General features: G+C 63.4%; 22 protein-coding genes and 1 pseudogene. 10 read left to right on the forward strand and 13 right to left on the reverse strand.

The window, feature by feature from the left end; all coding sequences use genetic code 11:
- Positions 1-6: 6 nt before the first annotated feature.
- From QX121_RS30875 to QX121_RS30930, 12 genes are all read right to left on the reverse strand, one after another.
- Positions 7-1,107 (reverse strand): YeeE/YedE family protein, encoded by a 1,101-nt coding sequence (locus tag QX121_RS30875; RefSeq protein WP_315783131.1) that lies wholly within the window; start codon positions 1,105-1,107, stop codon positions 7-9.
- A 68-nt stretch (positions 1,108-1,175) separates the two neighbouring features.
- Positions 1,176-1,616: a DsrE family protein gene (locus tag QX121_RS30880; RefSeq protein ID WP_409978004.1), complete on the reverse strand. Its 441-nt coding sequence runs from the start codon at positions 1,614-1,616 to the stop codon at positions 1,176-1,178.
- A gap of 8 nt (positions 1,617-1,624) precedes the next feature.
- Positions 1,625-2,527 (reverse strand): alpha/beta hydrolase, encoded by a 903-nt coding sequence (locus QX121_RS30885; RefSeq protein WP_315813831.1) that lies wholly within the window; start codon positions 2,525-2,527, stop codon positions 1,625-1,627.
- Positions 2,528-2,537: 10 nt separating this feature from the next.
- Positions 2,538-2,972, reverse strand: a complete 435-nt coding sequence (locus QX121_RS30890) for a hypothetical protein (RefSeq protein WP_315718331.1) — start codon at positions 2,970-2,972, stop codon at positions 2,538-2,540.
- A 26-nt stretch (positions 2,973-2,998) separates the two neighbouring features.
- Positions 2,999-3,757 (reverse strand): cytochrome c, encoded by a 759-nt coding sequence (locus tag QX121_RS30895; RefSeq protein ID WP_315795668.1) that lies wholly within the window; start codon positions 3,755-3,757, stop codon positions 2,999-3,001.
- Entirely contained in the window at positions 3,696-4,979 is a 1,284-nt protein-coding gene (gene soxC, locus QX121_RS30900) for a sulfite dehydrogenase (protein ID WP_315813832.1), read from the reverse strand. Before soxC ends, QX121_RS30895 begins: the two co-directional genes overlap by 62 nt.
- Before the next feature lie 5 nt (positions 4,980-4,984).
- Entirely contained in the window at positions 4,985-6,679 is a 1,695-nt protein-coding gene (soxB, locus tag QX121_RS30905; RefSeq protein ID WP_315755998.1) for a thiosulfohydrolase SoxB, read from the reverse strand.
- Positions 6,680-6,703: 24 nt separating this feature from the next.
- Positions 6,704-7,528, reverse strand: coding sequence for a sulfur oxidation c-type cytochrome SoxA (gene soxA, locus QX121_RS30910; protein WP_315813833.1), 825 nt, complete (start codon positions 7,526-7,528; stop codon positions 6,704-6,706).
- A gap of 33 nt (positions 7,529-7,561) precedes the next feature.
- Positions 7,562-7,888: a thiosulfate oxidation carrier complex protein SoxZ gene (gene soxZ, locus QX121_RS30915; protein ID WP_315718309.1), complete on the reverse strand. Its 327-nt coding sequence runs from the start codon at positions 7,886-7,888 to the stop codon at positions 7,562-7,564.
- An 18-nt stretch (positions 7,889-7,906) separates the two neighbouring features.
- Positions 7,907-8,359, reverse strand: coding sequence for a thiosulfate oxidation carrier protein SoxY (gene soxY, locus QX121_RS30920; RefSeq protein WP_315736272.1), 453 nt, complete (start codon positions 8,357-8,359; stop codon positions 7,907-7,909).
- A 20-nt stretch (positions 8,360-8,379) separates the two neighbouring features.
- Complete coding sequence (gene soxX, locus QX121_RS30925; RefSeq protein ID WP_315813834.1) at positions 8,380-8,823, reverse strand: sulfur oxidation c-type cytochrome SoxX; 444 nt, start codon at positions 8,821-8,823, stop codon at positions 8,380-8,382.
- Between the two features lie 129 nt (positions 8,824-8,952).
- Entirely contained in the window at positions 8,953-9,543 is a 591-nt protein-coding gene (locus tag QX121_RS30930; protein WP_315813835.1) for a thioredoxin family protein, read from the reverse strand.
- A gap of 94 nt (positions 9,544-9,637) precedes the next feature.
- Here QX121_RS30930 and QX121_RS30935 point away from each other — a divergent pair, with 94 nt between their 5' ends.
- A complete protein-coding gene (locus QX121_RS30935; protein WP_315813836.1) occupies positions 9,638-10,354 on the forward strand; it encodes a hypothetical protein in 717 nt (238 codons plus the stop codon).
- Here the strand turns inward: QX121_RS30935 and QX121_RS30940 are convergent, their stop codons facing one another.
- Entirely contained in the window at positions 10,355-11,089 is a 735-nt protein-coding gene (locus QX121_RS30940) for a cytochrome c biogenesis CcdA family protein (protein ID WP_315778323.1), read from the reverse strand. It abuts the gene before it with no gap.
- 121 nt (positions 11,090-11,210) lie between these two features.
- On the opposite strand from QX121_RS30940, the gene QX121_RS30945 reads away from it, so the two are divergent.
- From QX121_RS30945 to QX121_RS30980, 9 genes and pseudogenes are all read left to right on the forward strand, one after another.
- Complete coding sequence (locus QX121_RS30945) at positions 11,211-11,600, forward strand: thioredoxin (RefSeq protein ID WP_315813837.1); 390 nt, start codon at positions 11,211-11,213, stop codon at positions 11,598-11,600.
- Between the two features lie 24 nt (positions 11,601-11,624).
- A complete protein-coding gene (locus tag QX121_RS30950; protein ID WP_315755991.1) occupies positions 11,625-11,975 on the forward strand; it encodes a metalloregulator ArsR/SmtB family transcription factor in 351 nt (116 codons plus the stop codon).
- A gap of 121 nt (positions 11,976-12,096) precedes the next feature.
- Positions 12,097-13,182, forward strand: coding sequence for a YeeE/YedE family protein (locus QX121_RS30955; protein WP_315736267.1), 1,086 nt, complete (start codon positions 12,097-12,099; stop codon positions 13,180-13,182).
- 499 nt (positions 13,183-13,681) lie between these two features.
- The gene (locus tag QX121_RS30960) at positions 13,682-14,938 is read left to right on the forward strand and encodes a tyrosine-type recombinase/integrase (protein WP_315813838.1); all 1,257 of its coding nucleotides are present in this window, start codon (positions 13,682-13,684) and stop codon (positions 14,936-14,938) included.
- Between the two features lie 62 nt (positions 14,939-15,000).
- Positions 15,001-15,954 carry a hypothetical protein gene (locus QX121_RS30965; protein WP_315813839.1) on the forward strand — a complete coding sequence of 318 codons (954 nt, stop codon included), beginning with the start codon at positions 15,001-15,003 and terminating at the stop codon, positions 15,952-15,954.
- Between the two features lie 155 nt (positions 15,955-16,109).
- Entirely contained in the window at positions 16,110-16,352 is a 243-nt protein-coding gene (locus QX121_RS30970) for a helix-turn-helix domain-containing protein (RefSeq protein WP_315813840.1), read from the forward strand.
- 34 nt (positions 16,353-16,386) lie between these two features.
- Positions 16,387-17,010 (forward strand): helix-turn-helix domain-containing protein, encoded by a 624-nt coding sequence (locus QX121_RS31710; protein ID WP_409999387.1) that lies wholly within the window; start codon positions 16,387-16,389, stop codon positions 17,008-17,010.
- A gap of 669 nt (positions 17,011-17,679) precedes the next feature.
- On the forward strand, positions 17,680-18,267 hold the full coding sequence (locus tag QX121_RS30975; protein ID WP_315813841.1) for a transposase: 588 nt from the start codon (positions 17,680-17,682) through the stop codon (positions 18,265-18,267).
- Between the two features lie 22 nt (positions 18,268-18,289).
- Positions 18,290-18,434 (forward strand): annotated as a pseudogene (locus QX121_RS30980) (IS110 family transposase); the annotation flags it as partial.

An 18,434-nucleotide genomic window follows, 5' to 3' on the forward strand; every position in this document is an offset into this window, starting at 1 on the left:
GATGTCTCATGAAGGCATGACGGAGGGCGACTGAACCGGGCTCTGCGCCGGCTTGGCGGCGAACAGCCAGCGGTCGACGACAAAATCGGTGACGGCCGCACCCAACCACATGCCACCGAGCACGATCCACGCTGTGAGCGCAAACACCGATGCCCCCGTCACGCCGGCGCCTACGGCGCAGCCGCCCGCCAGCATCGCGCCGAATCCCATCAGGACAGCGCCGATCATGTAACGGCGCATGCCGCGTCCATCCGAGAAGCCTTCGAGATTGAGTTCACGCGCCAGCGCGGCCGCAACGAACGAGCCGATGAACACACCCGGAATGATGCCGAGATCGAAGCCCGGCTTCAGTTGCGGGCTGGCGAGCACCTGCATCAGCAGCTCCGCCGAAGGACCGCTGAATGTCAGGCTCTTCAGCGGCACCGGCGAGAACGAGGCCTGGCCGAGCTGATAGGTGAGGAGCCAGCCCCCGGCGACCGCCGCGCCCGCGGCGACCGCCGCGCGCAGGATCTTCGGGCCGACCTGAAACTTCGACACGGCGGCGAGCCCGGCCAGGAACCACAGCATGCCGAAACCGAGCTTCTCGGGCGTGCCGCCGCCGAACAGGCTCATGATGTCGCGCGACGGTCCGCCGTCGACCAGCCAAAGATTGGTGAGCCACTCGCGCGCCGGCGCGAGCAGTCCGCGATAGGCGGACTGCGCCGTCACCGCGAAGATCAGGCCGGACAGCAGCGCCCGCAAATTGCCGTTGGCCGAGAGCACCAGCAGACGGCTGGCACAGCCGCGCGCCAGGATCATGCCGCAGCCGAACAGGGTGCCGCCGATCATCGCGCCGGAAATACTGCCCTGCTGCGCCAGCTGGCGCGCCTCGGAGACGTCGAGCAGGCCCATCGCCACCAGCGCCTGGGTGCCCAGCAGCGCCGAGGCGAAGGTGAGGAGCCACACCGCCAGCCGCGGACCGCCCTGCCCGCGCGCGAACTCGACCGTGGCCGCCCGCAGGCAGAAGCGGCTGCGCTGGGCGAAGAAGCCGAACGCGCCGCCGGCCGCGAGCCCGCACAGCAGCGACACCAGCTCCTCACCCAGAAGGTCGATCAATGCGGTGAGCACGGGCGCTCCCGTCGTTCAGGCCTGCCGCTCAACATGCCGGGCGGCATTGGCAAGGACGCATGCGCCCGTCACGGGCGCAGATAGGCGTATCCACTCTGCTGCAGCTCGGTGAGGCGCACGACGCCGCCCTTCTCCGCCACCGCGAAGCCTGGCAAGAGATCGTCGAGCTTCACACCCTGCGCCTTCATGGTATTGGCACAGGCCTCGAAGCCGACGCCGGCCTTCATGAGGCGCTCGGCCAGAGCCGAGATGGTCTGGTCGGCCGAAATCGCATGAAAGGCCCGCAAGCCCGGACCGTGGATCACCAGGCGAATGTCTGCGCGTCCAGGTCCTCCGGTGCCATCGACGTGATTCTGGAGGTTGCCGAGAACGAACAGGGCGCGGTCCTGATCGGCGAGATGATAGGCGACGCGCTGGCGCGGAGATTCCGTCGCCGCGCGTGCGCTGCTGACACCGAAGATTCCAAACAGGCCGGCAAGACCGGCTTGCATCAAAGATCGACGTTCCATGGTGGCTCCTAACGCGCGGCTGCAATGAATCCTGCGATGCGATCAGCGGCATCCTCGGCGGCGAGATCGCGAAAGAAGTGATCTGCGTCGTCAATCGTCTCCAGTCGGACACGGCTGCCGGCGCGTGACGCCAGCGGCGCGAACGACGCTGCCACGTCCGGTACCGTCTTGTCTTGCGCTGCCGCAAGCACCAGAACCGGCAGGCTCACATCGGCGATCAGCGCCGCCGTATCCTGGCGCCGGTCGGCGCGATAGAATGCTGCGAATGCGCGCGCCGTCACCTTGGCATCGCGGCAATAGATGAAGCCCGGCACCGACATCCAATCACCGCCGCGCCCGGCGGCGATCGCAGCCTCAGCCTTGTCGAGCAGCGGCGCCAATCGCTGACCGTAGCTCTCCGCATAGGCGTCTCTCAAACCGGCCTCGATGCTCGCCGTCGCCGGCGCCAGCAGGATCGCACCGTCGACCGCCGCTTTGGGATTGGCGGCCAGATAGCGCGCGAGCTGATTGGCGCCGCGCGAATGTCCGAGCACGAAGACGTGCGACGACGTCTTGCGCGCTTCGCTCAGCCAGGCGGCGATCTCCACGACAGCATCGTCCGTCACATAGTCATGGGGCTTGGCGCAATCGTACATGCCGGTGCGGCGATCGAGACCGAGCACGAGATTGTGCGCGAGCGAGGCGATGCCCCGCTCGGCCAACGCCTTGGACAGACCCTGGATGGTCTCCATGTCCTTGTGCGCGAGCGTGCCGTGCGTCATCAGCACCAGCGGCACACCCGGTCCCGACTGCGCCGGCAGCCGCAGCGTGCCGAGCGCCGTACGCCCGCCGATCGTGAGCTCGCGCGGCTCCTCGGCTGCGAAGGCGATCGACGCAATGAACGAGACGACAAGAGCGAGCCACCACCGCATCGCAAATTCCTCAGGGACGCACGATCGTCCAGTTTTTCTCGGACAGCTCCAGCAGGGTCGCGACCCCGGTCTTGACGACCGTGACACCGTCGAGCAGAGGCGGCTGCCGTCCCTCCTTGCTCGCGAGCGTCTCCAAGGTATTGCCGCAGGCGATGAAGCTCACATTGGGCATCGACTTGGCGAAGCCGAGCACCCGCTCCTTTACCGGCGAGCGGTCGGCCAGCAGCATGTCGAGGCCGCCATTGAACGCGACGATTACGATCTCGACCTCCGCGCCCTCGCCCGAATAGTGGCGGGAGACATTCGCGGCCACGTCGAGCACCGCACGCATCTTGGCCGGATCCTCGTCGCTGATCTGCAACGCGAGCCTGTGTGGCTCGGCTGCAGTGGCGATGGACGCAACCCCGCTTCCGGCCAGGGCGACGGATGCGGCCGCCAACAGCATCTGGCGGCGGCTGCATCCGGCAATCCTCACTCGACGCCTCGCGGCTTGCCGTCCTTGTCTTCCGGCGTGACGTCGACCGCTGTCGCGCGTCCGGTGATCTTGACCGGCGCGATGCAGTTCTTCATGCACGGATCCTTCTGCCAGAACGCCTTCTCGCTCGTGCTCCGGTCATCCATGATGAACCCGCCCTCGTTCGGCATCTTGATCGTGGCGAGATTGCTGTTGCTCAACTCGAAGTTCTGATCGGTGATCACGTCGTTCAGATAGAGCACATAGGCGACCAGCGCGTAGTACTCGTCGACCTTCAGCGACTGCGGGCTGCCGAACGGCATCGCGTGGCGGACGTAGTCGAACAGCGTCGAGGCGTAGGGCCAGTAGGAGCCGACCGTCTTGACCGGATTGTCTGATGTCAGCGATCCCTTGCCGCCGGCGAGCACCGGCCAGCGGCCGGCACCCTCGCCGAATTCGCCATGGCAACTGGCGCAATTGTCCATGAACAGCTTCTCGCCCTGGGCGACGGTGCCCTTGCCGACTGGCAGCCCCTGCCCGTCCGGACGCACGTCGATATCCCAGCCGCGGATCTCCTCGGCGCTCGGCGCGCGGCCGATGTTGAAGCGCTGCGGCGGCTTGGCCTCGGTTTTGGCCTCGATCTTCTCGCTCGGACCGCCGGCGAATGCCACCGAGCCCGCAAGCGTTGCCAGCGCCGCGGCGGCAATGAGGAGCTTAGGCGACCTCAACATTCTCGACCTCACCGTTTGCCTGCACGTGCCAGGTCTGGATGCCATTGTTGTGATAGATGGAGTTGTAGCCGCGGACCTTGCGCAGCTCGGCCTTGGACGGCTGGACGTAGCCGGTCTCGTCCTGCACCCGCGACTGCAGCAGCAGCGGCTCGCCGTTCCAGTCGAACTCGTAGTAGAACCGGGTCAGCGCCTTGTCGAGCACCGGGCCGTCGATCCGCGCCGGCCACCAGTTGCGGCCACCATCGAGCGAGACGTCGACGCGCCTGACCTTGCCGTTGCCCGACCACGCCAGCCCTGAGACGATCGTAAAGCCCTTGCCGTGCTTGATCGGCGCCTGCGGGCTCGGGCTGGTGATCACCGACTTGGCATCCATCGCCCAGGTGAAGCGCCGCGCCTTGCCATTCGGCAAAAGGTCCGTGTATTTCGAGGTTTCCTCGCGGGTATGCCAGGGCTGGTCACCGACCTTGATGCGGCGCAGCCATTTGACCCAGAGATTGCCCTGCCATCCCGGCACCACCAGGCGCATCGGATAGCCCTGCTCGGGATACAGCGCCTCGCCATTCATCTTGTAGGCAATGATGCAGTCGTCGAGCGCCTTCTCGATCGGCAGGCTGCGATCCATCGACGCGGAGTCGGCGCCCTCCACCAGCAGCCATTTGCCGTAGGTCTTGACGCCGGCCTCCTCCAGCAGCGTGCGCAGCGAGACGCCGGTATATTGCACGCAGTGGATCATGCCATGCGTGAACTGGCAGCCATTGAGCTGGGCGCCGCGCCACTCCATGCCGGAGTTGGCCGCGCATTCCATGAAGTGGATGCGGTTGACGCGCGGGTAGCGCTTGAGCTCGTCGAGCGTCAGCAGCAGCGGCCGCTCGACCAGGCCGTGGATCATCAACCGGTGATCGGCCGGATCGACGTCGGCCACGCCGCCGTGATGGCGCTCGAAGCACAGCCCATTCGGCGTGATGATGCCTTCGAGCTCATGCAGCGGCGTGAAGCTGACCGAGGATTCGCGCGAAGCCGTCAGCCATTCGACGTCGCGGCGGACGACGTCCTTCTCGAACTTCGACGGCTTGCCATAGGGGCGCACAGCGACGCCCTCGCCGAGGGTCCGCGTCCATTCCGGCACGTTCGGCGGCTGGTTGGCGGGATTGCCGGCGCCGGCACGCGCCTGCGAGGCCAGCGCCGTGGCGGCAAGACCGCCGGCTGCAGTCAGGAAACCACGGCGCGACGCGCGTGGGGCTGAGGGAAGTAGTTTGTCCTTGGACATCGTCGTCACACTCCGGAGACTTTGACGGCCCGGTTGGGCTCGAGACGAACGGTTTTCTGGCGCTGCAGATAGCTCGACACGACCTCCCAGATCGGCGGCCCCTGCGTGCCCTCGTTGACGCTGGCCCAGCCCGCGACCTGATACTCGCGCGTCGGATCGATCGCGGCCCCGGTCTTGATCAGGCGCATGTCGGAGATGCGCTGCCCCTGCGGCTTGTTGACGTCGATGGCGTAGGACATGCCGCCGATGCGGACCATATCGCCGCCCTGCTGGTAGTAGGGGTCGACGTTGAACAGGTTGTCGGCGACGTCCTCGATGATCTCCTTCAGCCGCGTGCCGGTCATGCCCATGCGATAGACGGCCGGATAGGTGATCGCGGTGGCGTTGGTGACGTCCTCGAAGGTGATGTCCTGGCCCGGCATCACGCTGGTGCCCCAGCGGAAGCCCGGCGACAGCGCGATCTCCGCATCGCGCTCCTGCAGCAGCGCTTGGCAGATGAGGTCATCGAACGTGCCGTTGAAATTGCCGCGGCGATACAGCAGCGTCTCGGTCCGTCCCAGCGGGCGGGCGAGATCGGCGGCAAACGGCTTGCGCACCTCGGCGATCTTGGCCGCCATCGCCGGATCCGGCGTGATCACGTCGGAGAACAGCGGAATCAGCTTGTAGCGATAGCCCTTCACCTCGCCGTCCTTGACGTCGAGATCGAGCCGCGAGACGAACTTGCCGGAGGAGCCCGACGCGATCAGCAGCGTCTTGCCGACCTTCACGGCCTCAGGCAGCGCATCATGGGTGTGACCCGTGAGAATGACGTCGAGACCCTTGACGCGGCTCGCCAGCTTGCGGTCGACGTCGAAGCCGTTGTGCGACAGCAGCACCACGAGGCCGGCGCCGTCCTTGCGCGCCTTGTCGACCTGGGTCTGAACATCCTCCTCGCGCACGCCGAACGACCAGTTCGGAATCATCCAGCGGGGATTGGCGACCGGCGTATACGGGAAGGCCTGGCCGAGCACTGCGATCTTGACGCCGCCGCGCTCGATCATCGTCGAGGCTTCGAACGCCGGCTCGTTCCATTCGGTGTCGCGGATGTTGAGGCCGAGGAACGGAAAGCCGAGACCATCGACCGCCTGCTTGACGCGCTCGGTGCCGTAGGTGAACTCCCAATGCCCCGTCATCGCATCCGGCTTCAGCAGCGCCATGCAGTCGATCATGTCCTGGCCGCGGGTCTTCAGCGACGACCATGATCCCTGCCAAGTATCACCGCCATCGAGCAGCACGACCTTGTCGCCGCGCTCGGCGCGGATGGCCTTGATGACGGTGGCGGCGCGGTCGAGCCCGCCGATCCGCCCGTAGGTCTTGGCGAGCGCCTCGAAATCCTCCGAGGTCAGCGCATAGGCCGACGACGAGCCCGGCGCGATGCCGAAGCGGGCGAGGAAATCCTTGCCGGTGACATGCGGCGGCTGGCCCTTGGCGTCACCGACGCCGAGATTGGTCGACGGCTCGCGGAAATACAGCGGCATCAGCTGGCCGTGGATGTCGGTGACATGCACCAAGGTGACGTTGCCGACCGGATCGAACGCCAGCAGCTCCTTCTCGGTCAGCTTCTGCTGAGCAAAGGCGCGGGTCGCACCCGCAAGACCGGAGCCACCCGTCAAGGCAGCCGCCGCCAATGCGACCTGAACGAATTCGCGACGCGATATCATGATGTATCTTCCTTGTGTCCGCGACTAGTTGCGGACCGACGGTGTCTCGACGGGCAGCCCGATGCCGCGCCAGGCGACGTAGACTTCGAGCGCGAGGAACTCGTCCGACAGCGGCTTGTAAGGCACGCCGCGAACGTCGAACATGCAGCCCTCGAACCGTTCATGCAGCGGGATCAGGCGCTGATCGCGCAGCCGGTAGGTCGGAAAGCCGTTGGTCTGGCCTTGGCTCAGAAAATCGGCGCGCATGAACTTGCCGTTGTTCTTCTCGTGGCAGGACGCGCAGGCGAGATCGAGCTGCCCGACCCGCGTATAGTAGATCTCCTTGCCCTTCTCGAACCATGGCGACATCAGACCGTCGGTCTTCACCGCCACCGGCATGCCGCGCGATTGGTAGCGGACGAACGCCGTCATGTCCGTCAGTTCCTTCGACTTGAAGGCCCAGGGCTGCGCCTTCATGTGCTCGGTACGGCAGATGTTGATCTGCTGCTCGAGATTGACCGGCTTGTTGAGCTTATCGCTCCATTTGGGCATGGCGGCGCCGACGCCCTTCATGGTCTTTTCCGCCTCGCCATGGCAGCTCATGCACGACTTGCCTTCGCTGCCGTCGACCGTCTTCCAGACGTCGGCGGCCCGCTCCACCGCGAGGAAGCCGGGATTCTCCAGGTCGTCATCCTGGAGCGCGCGCGTTTCCTTGGTGCGGAACTGATAGCCCGAGATGATGGTCTTGAAGACGTGACCGGGAGGCGCCGGAATGCCCTTCCGTTCGGCCTCCTGGCCGAACGTCGCGGCTGCCGACAGAGCCAGCGCGGCCGAAGCCAGGACGGCGAGAGAACCGTAGCGAATGGACATCCGTCACTCCTCCTAGCGATCACACGCGGCCGATCAGGCCTTCAACGCGATCTTCTCTTCGGCCGTCACGACTGAGCCATCATCATCCGTCCAGGCGAACTTGAACGTGCCTTCCTCGTCGATCCTTGCGTCGAACTGGATGTATGGGTTGGCCGAGATCGCCGGCTCCAGCGCGCAGGAGAACACCGGCTTGCCGTTGAACTCGCAGGTGAACTTGTTGATGATCTTGCGTGGGATCGGCTTGCCCTGCGCATCCTTGCGCTGACCCGATTCCATCAGATGCGAGACCAGCGTCTTGATCTGGATGATCTCGCCCTTCTTGGCTTCCTTCGGAAGCTTGATGCGCGGCTTGTCTGCCATGTTCGTCTCTCCCCTGTCTCAGCCGCCGCAGCCGCCGATGGTGACCTTGACGGTCTTGCGCTCCGTGAAGAGCGAGCCGTCACTCATCTTCGCGACCGCGATCACGTTCTGGGTCTGCGCCAGACGGATACGGATCGACGCCTCGGCCTTGCCGGACATCGGCGTGAACATCAGCGTGGCGACGCCGGCGTTCGGATTGCCGTCGGCCACGAACAGCACTTCCTTGACGTAGTTGTCTGGTGTCATCGGGCTTTCGACCGAGAGCGCGAGCGGCACCGTGTTGCCGTTCTCGGCGATCTCAGGCAGATCGAGCGTGATCTTGCCCTTGGCCGCTTCCTTGCCGCCGGTGAACTTCTTGATCATCTCGGCCGCGTCGTTGCTCGGCTCGGCGTTGGCGGCCATCGGCAGCACCGTCAGGGCGACGAAACCGCCGCCGAGAAGGAACGCCTGTCGTCTGTTGATTGCGCCCATGCTTCATCCTCCAGAGGCGGTTATTTCAATGTTTCGAGAAAGGCGACGACGTCCTCGACCTGCGCGGCGGTGAGGACGGGTTTGCCGACGAACTCCGGCCTGACGCGATTGAGTCCGTCGTTCTTGTAGAAGGCGGGCATCACCGTGTCGGTGAAGATGCGCTTGGGATCGGCGACGATCAGGCGCAATTGCGCCGTGTTGTAGCGGGTCGCGACGCCGTCGAGCGACGGACCGAACTCACCGTGAAACTCCTCCGACTTCAGCAACGACACCTGATGACAGGCGAGACAATTGCCCAGCGTCCGCGTCAAGAACACCTTCTTGCCGGCATCGGCATTGCCGGGCGCGCCGGTCAACGATTTCGGAATGGCATAGTCGATGACATCGAGCCTGATCGGCTCGCCACCTCGCGCGGCTGCCGACAGCAACACGCAGAGCAAGGCGGCCGGAATCAAACGGCGCATGTTTCCACCCTGACCGACGAGGCGTCCCCTCGCCTTACGATGACACGACGGACTTACGATCCATCATATTCAAGAATTATGATTTGATAATGTGATTGGTGTCAAGCGTATTTCGATGCCGCAGTGCACTCAATCCTTGGTCGAAGCGAGATAGTCGCGGAAGGTGCCGCGCTCATAGGCCTTGTCGCGCACGAAGCGGAACATTGCGAGGAAATGCGGCGGCTTGAGATAGCCCGGCGCGCGAGCCACCTCGCGCGCGAGCGGCTCCTTCGCAGAGACCCCCTCGACCGATGGCGGAAAGAACTGGAACGTCGGCGTGAAGCGGATCGCGTAACGCTCGGCGAGCTCCTTCTCGGTGAGCTCCTTGCCGTCGAAGTCGATCACCTTGCGCGCGCCGAGCAGGTTGAGCTGCAGCACTTCGAAATTGGCACGGATGTAGTCCGTGATCTCTTGATCGGCAAAGTTCACCAGATGAGTCTCGCGGCAATACGGGCAGCCGCGCAGCTCCCACATGATCGCAAGCCGCTTGCCTTCCAACGCCGCGCTTTCGAGATCCTCGCGCAGGTCCAGGAAGCTGTTGAGAAACCAGGACTGGTGATAGAGCCCGTCGTCGCCGAGCGCCGCGTCGGCCTGCGCCGGCGCTGACGCCAGGCCGACGGCCGCCGCGGCAGGCAGCAGCGCAACCAGATCGCGCCGTGTCATCGTCCGGTTCGTCGTCATCAGCCTGCTCGCGCGCTTTGCCAAGTCCACTTTGCCAAGTCCACGGAATTTCGATACATGATATTCGAATAACAGAATGTAAAAAGGACATTCGATGCTGCGCCGCGTCATCATGCTGTCGCTCGTGCTGTCATGCCTCACGCATGGCGTCCGTGGGCACGCCGAAGAGAACGCGGATGTTGCTGCCTTCATGCACTCGGCGATGGCCAGCCTGCGCACAGCCGCGAGCTATGGCCGCACCGGCAATGTGGGCCTGGCGCAGATCGAGCTCGACGACGCCCGGATCGCCTGGGCCAGGCTCAGCCGGCTCGCCGAGCGCCCCAATGCGCCCTATTCGGCCAAATCCTTTGCAGAACTGATCGCCACCGGAAACGATCGCCTGAAGCAGGCGGACGAAGCGCTGACCGCAGGTGACGGCGCGCGCGCTGCGGCGGCCATTGCCGCGTTGCGCCGGTCGCTTCACGCCCTGAGGCAGGACGCCGGCGTGGTCGAGCTCAGCGATTGCGTGTTCGACCTGTCACCCGTCATGGACGCGTTGCGCAACGCAGCTGCGCGGTTCGCAGCGGGCAAGGCCGAGCCCGGCGAGGTCGTCCAGGCCGGCACAGCGCTGCACGACCGGCTGCAACGCTGCAACGGCCTCGCCGCGCCCGACGTGGCGCGCCAGGCCGAATTCCGCCGCCTGATCGACGGCGCCACGACGAGCGCCGGCGAGATCGGCCGCGCCGCGCGCGAGAGCGACGCCGGCCTGGTGCATCGCTATGAGATCGAGCTGCAGTCCTTCGTCAATCTATTGGACTTCCGCTTCGGCTGATCAGCCGATGGTGGCGAGCGACGGAAAGCGCTCGAAGATCCATTCCGACATCCGCGGGATCACGCCGGCGAGAAAGGCCGCGCCGGTCAGGACGAGAAAGCCGCCCATCGTCTTCTCGACCAGGGGGAGATGCGGCTTGATGCCCTTGAGCATGGTCATGAACTGCCCTGTGAAGGCCGCGGCGATCAGGAACGGGATGCCGGTCCCGACCGAGTAGGCGGCGAGCAGCAGCGCGCCCTTGCCGACCGTCGCCTCCGCGCCGGCCATCATCAGCACGGCGGCAAGGACCGGCCCCGCACACGGCGTCCAGCCGAAGGCGAAGGCAAGTCCCATCACGAACGCACCGAGCAGACCGGCCGGCTTGCTTCCGACGTCGATCGTCGCGCTCCGGTACAGCAGCGGAATCCGGAGTACCCCGAGGAAATGCAGCCCCATCGTGATGATGACGAGGCCGGCGAGGATGCCGAGCTGGCTGAGATGGCCGGCGATGAATCGCCCGAACACCGAGGCGGTGGCGCCAAGACCGACGAACACCAGCGAAAAACCGCCGACGAAGCACAGCGCCGTCAGCACCGTCCGCCGCCGCTGGGCCATGCTGGTTTCGCCGATCGCGTCGGCCGCCGAGACGCCGGCCATGTAGCACAGGAACGGCGGGACCAGCGGCAGAATGCACGGTGACAGAAACGACAACAGACCCGCGGCCAGCGCGGCCCCCAGCGTGACGTCGAGATCCATCTTTCCTCCCGGTCGGCCAGCGCTACGTGCCCGGCCTGCCGAGCAGGATTCGGAAATCGCGCACTAGTACATATTCGAATTTAATGATAGATTGGCCAACAAGTCCAGAGAGGATCTCGGCATGACCAGCAGAAGTGCATCGCGCGGATTCGCAACGCTCGCAGGAGCGGTGGTGACCGGCATTTGCCTCTCGTCGCCGGCGTTCACCTCCGAGCTCGTGATGTTCGAACGTCCGGGCTGCGGCTGGTGCGCCCGCTTCAACGCAGAAATCGGTCCCATCTACGACAAGACCGACGAAGGGCGCGCGCTGCCGCTGCGACGGGTCGACCTTGCCAAGCCGCTGCCGACGGATCTTTCCGGCATCGATCCGGGAGCGTTCACCCCGACCTTCGTGGTGGTCGAGCAGGGCCGCGAGATCGGACGCATCCGCGGTTATCCCGGCGATGCGTTCTTCTTTGGGCTGCTCGGCCGCATAATGAATGCTACAAGCGGGGCTCCGGCCCGCTCCTGACGCCAACCGAGGGATTCAGAATTCATGCCGCTGCCGAAGTTGAAGGACATCGAAACCTCTGCCGAGCTCGAGCAGATGATCGAGAAGGCGCGGGAAGCCAGCGAGATGCTGAAGGCGCTGTCCCACGAGTCCCGACTTTTGCTGCTCTGCATCCTCGCCGAAGGCGAAAAATCCGTCACCGAGCTCGAGCAGTTCCTGGGCGAGCGGCAGTCGACCGTCTCGCAGCAGCTCGCCCGTCTCAGGCTCGACCGGCTGGTCACGACGCGGCGCGACGGCAAGACGATCTACTACAGCCTTGCGAGCGAAGATGTCCGCAAGATCCTGACGGCGATCTACGACGTCTATTGCGAGCCGGTCCGCAAGCGCCGCCGCTGACAGGTTGGCCCTCGCGGTCTCGGGCTTCGCATCGGCGCGCCCTGTAGCGGCGCGAGAGGCCTGGCGTCCCCGCCGTTCCTGGCGCACAATGCCGGGAAACCAACGAGGATGTCGGAGAGGAATGCTCAGCCCATCAGCACTGACGTTCATGTGTGGGCTGCTCGCGGGCGCCGTTCTCGGCGTCGCCGGTCGCGCCGGCCGCTTCTGTACGCTCGCGATGCTGGAGGACGCGTTCTTCGGCGCCGATACCCGACGACTCAAATCCTTCGCGCTGGCGGCCGCGGTCGCGCTGGTCGCAACCCAGTTGCTCGCCAGCTTCGGCCTGATCGACCTGTCGCGCTCGATCTACTTGACGTCGTCCATTCCGCTCGGCGGCGCCATCCTCGGCGGCCTGTCGTTCGGCATCGGGATGGCCCTGGTCGGCACCTGCGGCTTCGGAACGCTGGTCCGTATCGGCGGCGGTGATCTGCGCGCCATCGTCGTGTTTCTGGTGCTGGGCGTGTCAGCCCTGGCCGCGATGCGCGGGCTCACGGGATTCCTGCGCATCTCGCTGATCGAGCCGCTCTCCATACGCCTGCCCGAAACGATGACCCAGGGCATGGATATGCTGCTGTCGCCCGCGCTTGGCTCATATGCGCGGCCGGCAACCGTTTCCGTCGCGGCGGTCGCGCTCGCGGCCTGGGCATTGGCCGACGGGCGCCTCGTGAGATCGCCGCGCCTGCTGCTCTCCGGCCTCGCCGTAGGCTGTGCGGTGGCGTTCGGCTGGTTCGCTACCAGCTGGCTCGGCAATGACGATTTCGATCCGGCGCGCGTGGCATCCCTGACCTTCGTTGCCCCGCTCGGCAATACCGTGCTCTACATCGCCACGCTGTCCGGCAGCCGGGCCGACTTTGCGATCGGCTCCGTCGCCGGCGTGATCCTGGGCTCGTTCGTCGCGGCAATGTTTTCGCGCGTCTTCCGCTGGGAAGCCTGCGATGACGCGCGCGAGCTGAAGCGTCACATGACCGGCGCGCTGCTGATGGGCACCGGCGGCATCATGTCGATGGGCTGCACCATCGGACAGGGCCTGTCGGCATTCTCGACGCTGGCGGTCTCGGCGCCGCTGACGATGCTGGCGATCACCTGCGGCGCACGGCTCGGCCTCGAATACACCATGACCGGAGAATGGCGCCCCGCCGTGCGCAATCTGTTGCGTCTGACATCGTGACGGTGGCTGCGCTCTCGCAATGCGCAAGCTTGCCCCCACGCCAGGGCAATGGCGTTGTACCGCAGGCAGACGGATTGTGGATTTCGCCGTTGCCTCAATACTTCAGTTCAACGCGAGCTTCGCAGATTGTCTGCCGGCTCACATGGTCGTGTGCCCGCCGTCCTGGTGATCATTCCCGGATCTTCCGATGCCACGCTTCATGGGGAGACGGTACTGTCCTCAGCTGCACAGCAGCTCACAGGGAGGAAGCGGCACAAACCAAAACTCCCGCAGCCTCATCGGCTACGGGAGTTTCGGTCTCAATGGTTGCGGGGATAGGATTTGAACCTATGACCTTCAGGTTATGAGTATGAATTCCCCAGTTTTCTGATGTTATCTCAAGACTTCCAGCTTTACCTAAGCCACTCAAAAGACTAGCAAACCATCGTCTCAGCGTTTCCCAGGGTTTCTGGGCATTCCGGCGCTGGTGGCGACTCGGTGGCGATTCTGGGAGCTGCAGGTGCCGATCTTAAAGCTGACGAAGCGAGCGATCGATGCGATCGGACCGGTGGAAAAGCCGACCGTTTTTTACGACAGTGATCTGACTGGCTTTTGCCTCAAGGTGCTCCCTTCGGGAGCCAAGCGCTGGTGCGCAGAGTATCGCAGCGGAGCCGGCGGCCGCGGCGTCGGCAAGACCCGAATGGTCCTGGGATCGACCTCCGCGATGACACCGGACCAGGCCAGAGTTTCGGCCAAGACGATACTTGGCGCGGTCGCCCTCGGGCAGGATCCCGCCCGCAAACGATCCACAGAACGTGCCATGCCGACCTTTGCGGAATTCGGCGAGCGGTACCTCTCCGAGGAGGCCGAGGCAAAACTCAAGCCCCGCACCGTCGTCAACTACCGGATCTATCTCCGCAAGCACGCCGCCCCGCTCCTGGGCACCCGCAAGCTCGATGCGGTGGACAGCGCCGACGTTTCGAAGCTGCACCGGAGAATCGGCAAGGCGAAACCCATGACCGCGAATCGGGTCGTCGAGTTCGTCGGGTCCGTCTATCGGTACGCTGCGGTTTGCGGCCTCGTCGCCAAGGGACATAACCCCGCAAGCCATGTCCAAGCGTTTCGCGAGCAGCGCCGAGAGCGATTCCTTAGCTCTGAGGAACTCGGCCGCCTGGGCGAAGCGATCCGGGAGGCCGAAACGGTGGGTATTCCCTGGGTCGTCCATGAAGACCAACCAAACGCAAAGCACATCCCTAAGAACGGTCGCACCAAGATCGGACCTCATGTCGCCGCCGCCTTGCGGCTTCTGATCCTTACCGGCGCTCGCCTGCGCGAGATCCTGGAACTCAAATGGCAGTATGTTGACCTTCAGCGCGGGCTGCTGCTGTTGCCCGATAGCAAAACGGGGCAGAAGGCCATCATTCTCAACGCTCCTGCCCTCGACATCCTCGGTAAGATCCCGAAGGTCGATAGCTACGTGATCGCGAGCGATATCGAGGGGCAGCCTCGGCACGATCTCAACAAACCATGGAAGCTTGTCAGTACCCGGTCAAACTTGACGGGGGTGAGAATCCACGACCTTCGTCATACTCACGCCAGTTACGGCGCTGGTGCGGGTTTCGGCTTGCCCATTATCGGCAAATTACTCGGGCACAGCCAGCCAGCGACGACCGCGCGATACGCTCATCTAGACCATGATCCCCTTCGCCGCGCTTCGGAACACATCGCAAAGCAGATCGGCAAGGCGATGGGCGATTTGACAGACGCCACCGAATGAAATCCCGGAGATGATGAGTAGCCGCAGATCCCTTTGACCTCGGGAGCATCGCTCCAGAAATCTTGAAGCCCCGACTGATTCAGCTTTTTCGTTTTGAGCGGATCGATGATTTGTGCCCGTGGGATAGGCCTGTAATTCGCTTACCCGTTGACGATGAAGTGCAAAGGCTGATCGACCGGATCGACGACAAAGGTGCAAAGATCCGCCTTCGCTTTGATCAAGCGCGTGCATGTCGGGTATTGAGCTTTATGGATTTAGACTTTCCAATTGAAATGGACGAAGGATCACCGAGGCCAAGGTGCCCGTTTTTTGCGACGCGATACTATCTTTTGCGTGCTGTTGTTACAGCTGACTTCGCGTCCAGCGGGATCGAGAGCTCCGTGGCCAAGTTAGACGAAATGCAATCAGCTGGTACGGATTTGTTGAACCAATGCAGGAATTTCGAAAAGTATCTATTTTCTGAAGATTTTAGCTGTAAGCCCTTCAACAGCGACGAAGCCATCTTCGAAAGCAACGATTACTTGCGTCGACGAGAGGCATGGAAAGGGCATTTTGAAAGCATAGTCCACGCGCTCCCTCAGGTTGAGACCGCGATAGGGAAATGGCTTTCAATGGCGGCGCAAGAACGTGATCGCTTGTCTCGGCCGCTCTATTCCAGAGATCCCTGGCGCGAGACTTTTGTGGAGGTTCTGGGCTATTGCTGGAAATTGTTGACTAGCGCCGATCCAGCTCGCCACGGACCATTTCATGATTTCGTTACGGCCGCACATCAGAGCGTCGGTGGCGACGCCCCAATGGATCGATCGATTAGAAATGTCTTGAAAAAAGTAGCCTCTCGACCAGTTGAGGATCGTTGGAGCCGCGAGTTCCTTGATCGTGGTGAAGATGCGGACGGTTGGTCACCTTTCGTGACCTTCTCTAAGGGCAAGCAAGAGATTTGGAGGGGGGCAGAAGCTTGGGCTCCTCCTCCAGATGTCGACAATGTCGATGAGTACGACGATGATGCTCACGACTGAGCATCCACGAAACCGGCCGGTGGCTGGACAAAGGACGTCCGTCCCCTGGCTCAAATGCGTCCTGGACATTTAGGCCTCTCAGTTTTCTGTGATTTGGAGCTGCCAGTTTTTATCTGGCGTCGGCTAGGTCTCTCCCGTCTTACACGGAGTGACCTATGAACGATTCGAAATCTCATCTGCCTCCAACGGCAACACCAGCCTGGCTGACCCGAAGAGAAGCTGCCCAATTCCTCAAACTTGGCGAGAGCACACTCGCTAAACTTTTTGTTTCCGGAGATGGGCCACCGGCGATCAAGATCGGCAGGTCGGTTCGCTACTCCGAAGTCGATCTTAATGCATGGATGGGCTCCCGCCGACGCCGTTCGACTTCGGACAACGGCTCCGCCGAGGTCGGCTAACCCCATGGACGTACGGGCTTTCAACCGCAAGAAAATGCAGTGGCTCAATGCCGTCTGTCACGAGTGCGAGGTGAGTGCCACGGCATTTCGGGTCGCCTATGTCATCGCAGATCACCAAAATCGAGTAACTGGCTTTGCCTGGCCCTCTCGGGCCAGGCTCGCTGGCAAAATCGGCCTATCGAGCCGATCAATTCAAAGGGCCGTAGTTCAACTCGAGGAACTCGGATGGCTCACAGTCGACCGGCAAAGGGAGCGCTCAAACCGGTATCGAATGAGCTGGCCGCCGGGACGGATGCCGTCGCACCCTCCGGAGGTGGCAAAGCGGGAGGACGATATCGTCCCAACCGAGAGGCAGGAATGTCTTCGCGGTGAGGACAAATCCGTCCGCCAATCCTACTCATATAAATACCCTAAAACCTTCTCAAGTCGGCCTGGCGAGGGGAAGCTGGGAAAGCGGTTTAGCGATCAGGGCAGATACGAAGCTGAGATCATCAGGCAGTACGGACCTGAAATGGTGGAGGTGCTCCAAGAGCTGAACGAGGTCAATCCAACGGCTGTCGAGTGGCTTTGCAGGATGGCGCGGGACGGAACGTTGACGGCCGCCAACATCGCGTCGGCCCGCCTTGCAGCGGCGCAGTGTCGGGGTACGAGACGATGATATCCCCTCGTGACCTTTGCGCACAGGCTTGGGGGATCGCGCGAGAGCGCTTTCCATATCTGAGGGCGGAGCATTTATGTGCCCGTGGCGGATTGACGAGACAAGCCTCCCGCCAAAAGGAGCCAAAGCGCGGATTGACGAAGTATGCTACCGCGCCGCGGCGTCTTGGTTAGATAGGTTGTCCGCGAGCAGAGATTTCGAGAACGGCGCCGTTACGGCTGGCAGACTACGGAAGCAGATTCTTCAACACGAATGTGTCGCGGTGCCGCGCGCGGTCATCATTGCGGTCGCACTGTCCAAGAGATTCGACATCCAAGCTGGCGAATGCGACGTTTGGATCGGGCGCCTCGTGGACGGACCAGTGCCCGTCTAGAGGCAAATAGCAATACCCACCGCGCGAAAGCTGGAGCACCGGTCGCGCGGTGGGCCGAAAATTCGAGCCTAGCGGCCTTTTCCTTACAGCGGGCCGTTCCGCCCCTTGTGTACGCCAGATCTGCCAGAATGCGCGAACGGGCGGTTCTCGCAAAACCGCCCGTCGCTGGATCTGAGCCCGTAACGCCCCAAACGCGGCAGAGCTGTATCAGAGCGAGGGACAGCTCCGGTGATCTTCCTCAACCCGAACAGTTGCAAGGGCTTCGAGCCCATACAAGGCAAGGAAGGGAGTGGATGATGACACAGATCGCAAATGGTGTCGCTGGCATCGATGTGGCCAAGGACAAGGTGGGCGGCTGCATTCGGAAACTCGGAGTACGGCAGACATTCCCGAGCAGTTCGCTGGGGCATCGCCAGCTGGTGGCCTTGCTTCGCAAGCAAAAGGTGACCAAAGCCGTCATGGAGGCCAGCGGGGGCCATGAGCGCGAATGGGCCAAGGCGCTGCGCGAGGCCGGGATAGAGGTGCGGATCGTTGATCCCAAACGGGTTCGCAGCTTCGCCCTGTCGGCGGGTCGACTGGCGAAGAACGACACGATCGATGCAGAGATGATCGCCTGGTTCGCCGAGACGTTCGACGAGGCACCGAGCCAGACCTACGATGCTGCACGCGAGGAACTGGCGGGTCCGGTGAAAGCGCGCAAGAGTCTGATGGATCTGAAAAACCCGTTTGCAGAACCAGACCGAGCATGTTGTGCCGGGATTGGCGCAGAAGGCCCATTCCCAGGTGTTGAAGACGCTCGCGGCTCAACTTGCGAAGCTCGAGGCTGCGATCTTCGCCAGGGTCAAGGCGACGCCGGAATTTGCCGAGCGCGCCGAGATCATTGAAAGTGTGCCGGGGCTTGCCGTCATGACCTCCGCGCTCCTCATCGCAGGAGCGCCGGAGCTCGGCAAGGTGAGTGACAGGATCGCCGCTGCCCTGATCGGCGTTGCCCCTTACGACGACGACAGCGGCAAGCGCCGAGGCGAGCGCCACATCAAGGGAGGTCGGCGCT

The sequence above is a fragment of the Bradyrhizobium sp. SZCCHNR2028 genome, from assembly GCF_032380995.1.
Taxonomy (GTDB): domain Bacteria; phylum Pseudomonadota; class Alphaproteobacteria; order Rhizobiales; family Xanthobacteraceae; genus Bradyrhizobium.